4 protein-coding genes are annotated in these 3,006 nt (G+C 57.4%); 3 read left to right on the plus strand and 1 reads right to left on the minus strand.

Annotation, left to right across the window (positions count from 1 at the left end; genetic code table 11):
• Window positions 1-9 precede the first annotated feature (9 nt).
• A complete protein-coding gene (locus ABYV26_RS23890; RefSeq protein ID WP_372683859.1) occupies window positions 10-93 on the plus strand; it encodes a hypothetical protein in 84 nt (27 codons plus the stop codon).
• Window positions 94-451: 358 nt separating this feature from the next.
• On the opposite strand, the gene pyrF is transcribed toward ABYV26_RS23890, so the two are convergent.
• A complete protein-coding gene (pyrF, locus tag ABYV26_RS23895) occupies window positions 452-1,180 on the minus strand; it encodes an orotidine-5'-phosphate decarboxylase (RefSeq protein ID WP_372683856.1) in 729 nt (242 codons plus the stop codon).
• Between the two features lie 301 nt (window positions 1,181-1,481).
• On the opposite strand from pyrF, the gene ABYV26_RS23900 reads away from it, so the two are divergent.
• Together ABYV26_RS23900 and ABYV26_RS23905 are read left to right on the plus strand one after the other, a co-directional pair.
• Window positions 1,482-1,724 (plus strand): hypothetical protein, encoded by a 243-nt coding sequence (locus ABYV26_RS23900; protein ID WP_372683857.1) that lies wholly within the window; start codon window positions 1,482-1,484, stop codon window positions 1,722-1,724.
• Window positions 1,717-2,832 (plus strand): RNA methyltransferase, encoded by a 1,116-nt coding sequence (locus tag ABYV26_RS23905; protein WP_372683858.1) that lies wholly within the window; start codon window positions 1,717-1,719, stop codon window positions 2,830-2,832. Before ABYV26_RS23900 ends, ABYV26_RS23905 begins: the two co-directional genes overlap by 8 nt.
• Window positions 2,833-3,006 lie beyond the last annotated feature (174 nt).

The following is a 3,006-nucleotide window of genomic DNA, read 5'->3' on the forward strand; positions in this document are numbered from 1 at the left end:
GAGATCCGAATCTCCTGCATCATCGAGGAAAAGTATACCGAACTGGCCGTCAGGGTGCTGCATACGGCATTCGGGCTGGACAGAGAAGATTGACGGATTCGTCAACGAACTTAATGAAGCACTTCTCACCCGGACAAATCCGTTTCGTTCTCGTAATCTGCGCCGTGGTGCTGGCTACAGCCCTGTGGCGCTATATCCAGACGCACTGATAAAAACTGAAGGGTCCAAGGGGTCGAGGTGTCAGGGGTTCAAGAAAAACGCTCAAAAAGAGAACCGATTGTTCGATACCCTACCCGGCGTGATCCGCAAGCGAATTTCCGACGGGCTCGTAAAAAGTTCGAGAGCAAGGCTTGCAAATCCTGAGAATACCGCTATCGCGGGTGCCGAAGGCAGCGTACTTACGGTACGCCGCAGTGACGAAGGATGAAGCGTAACGCAGATATCGGGTTTTTTACGAACCCGTCAAGGCGCCTTGGATCTCTGCAGCAATAGCCCTTGCAGCCGCCCGGGGATCGGCGGCATCCCTTATGGGCCTGCCGATTACCAGGTAATCCGACCCCCGCCGCACCGCCATGGCCGGGGTCACGACCCGTGACTGGTCGTCCGCGGCGACACCGCCGTCGATCGGCCGGATGCCGGGTGTCACCGCCAGAAAACCATCGCCAAAGACCGTCTTGATGCCGTCGACTTCATGACCGGAGCAAACGATTCCCGCGCAGCCGGCGTCACGGGCCATGGTCGCTTTTTTCATCACCAGCTGCTGCAGGTCCTTCCAATAGCGTTCCCGGAAGCCCGCCTCTTCCAGTTCAGTGGAAGAGACACTGGTCAGCAAGGTGACCCCCAGCACATTGACCCGTCCGCCGGCCCCTTTCACGGCAGCCTCCAGCATCGCCCGGCTCTCGCCGCAATGAACCGTCGCCAGGTAGACACCCAGCTCGGCCACCTGGGCCATAGCCCGTTGGACGGTAGCCGGGATATCGTGGAGCTTTAAATCCAGAAACACCTTGGCTGGCCCCGCCTGTTGAATCCAGCGCACCATTTCAGCGCCTGACCGAATGAACAGTTCCAGGCCGACCTTGAACATGCCCACATCGTTGGCAAGCAGGCCGACCAGCGACCTGGCTTCTTCGGCGCTGGGTACATCGAGAGGAAAGACAATATAATCCTTGGCTGATTTCATCCTTTACGTCCTTATGCTGACCCGCATTACTGAATTGCCGGTGATGGCCCTGCAACTCTCCATTACCTCAAAAACGCCGATCGTAAAAGGGATTGTTTGCCGATTGAAGCAACAACCGCACGCACGCAGCCGACACCTTTCCGTCGACCCGCTGTCGTCATGCTCCCGGTGCGCCATTTGGCGGCCTGTGGACAATGCTCGCGGCCGTTGACATACTGCGGCCGACTGTGTCATTTTCACGATAGTTTCTTGTTGCTGGATCGCTTGAAAACAGGACCATCACCCCACCGGAGGCATTGGTGTGCGACGCCTGCTCAAAAAAATTCCTTTCGCCGCCCTGATACCGTTGACGCTATTCATGCTGCTGGCGCCCTTCAAACCGATGCCCCACGTCTGGGAGAAGCTGATCATGATCAAGCAAGGAACCCTTTCCCGCCCCATCGACATGTTCGACCTGATCTATCACCTGGCGCCGCTGGGGATGTTGATCGGCAAGGTGCTGGTGCAAAAACGCGACAAAGGGATCGAAAGACGAAATGGATAACATCAGCATCGTTCTCGTCGAGCCCCAGGGACCGATCAATGTGGGGTCGGTGTGCCGCTGTATGATGAATTTCGGTTGCGCGGACCTTCGTCTGGTTAACCCGTGCGCGGATTACCGGTCGCTGGACGCCCGGCGGATGGCGCTCAAGGCCGAATCGATGTTGAAACATGCACCGGTTTATCAAACGCTGCAGCAGGCATTGGCCGATTTTCACCTGGCCTTCGGCACCACCCGCCGCTTCGGCAAGTATCGGGAGGATTTTCTGACCCCCGAACAAGCTGCCGGCCATGCGCTGGCCCAATCGTCCGGCAGCCGGGTGGCATTCGTGTTCGGCCGCGAGGATCGGGGCCTGCACACCAGCGAACTGGACCTGTGCCAGTTTTTCATCACCATACCCACCCACAGCGTCTATCCCTCCATGAACCTGTCCCATGCGGTCTCACTGCTGCTTTACGAACTTCGCAAAGGGGCCATGGATGTCACCCGGATCTGCAATGACGACCCGGTGCCGGCCCAGGCCGCGGATGTGGAGAACATGTTCCAGCACATGCGCCGCACGCTGCTGGAAGCCGAGTACCTGGACCCGCAGAACCCGGACCACGTCCTGCGGTCGTTTCGGCGGCTGTTCGGCCGCAGCGGCCTGAGCGACCGCGAGGTACGCATCCTTCAAGGGTTGTGGAGCCGGATCGACTGGATCGAAGGGGAACGGAAGCGGCTGTCGGGAATAAAATGGAGCATAACGCAGATATCGGATTTTTTACGAAACCGTGGATCAGGTCAGTTTGAAGGCCACAACGACCAGCCCCACCACGATGCTGACGATAAAGAAAAAGGTCTCGTTGTTGCGCATGGCGTCCGCCAGGGTTCCCCCGGTGCGCTTCACTTCCGAGTAAGCGGACAAAAAGGCCAGGCCCATGACCAGCCAGAAGACCAGAACGGTCAGTATCAGGGTTTGGGTGTTCATCCAGAGTCTCTCCCGGCAAGTAAACGGTTGACGAATTCGAAGAAATTCACATTTCAGACGACTTCGCAAAAAGTTCGAGATCAAGGCTTGCCAATCCCGAGGAAGGAGGCGTACATGAAAGTACGCCGCAGTGACGAGGGATGAAGCGTAACGCAGATATCGGACTTTTTACGAAGCCGTCAAGTATAAATAGATCCCGTATGTACTGCCAAAGGGGGACGCTTGTCAAAATGAAAAACGGAATCACAGCCGTGGTGACCGTCCATCTGAACCATGGCCGCCCCGGGTTATCCCCTCGACAAAATCGCCCCCAACGCC

Origin of the sequence: Desulfosarcina sp., assembly GCF_041551955.1 — a bacterium.
In the GTDB taxonomy this organism is placed as follows: Bacteria; Desulfobacterota; Desulfobacteria; order Desulfobacterales; family Desulfosarcinaceae; genus Desulfosarcina.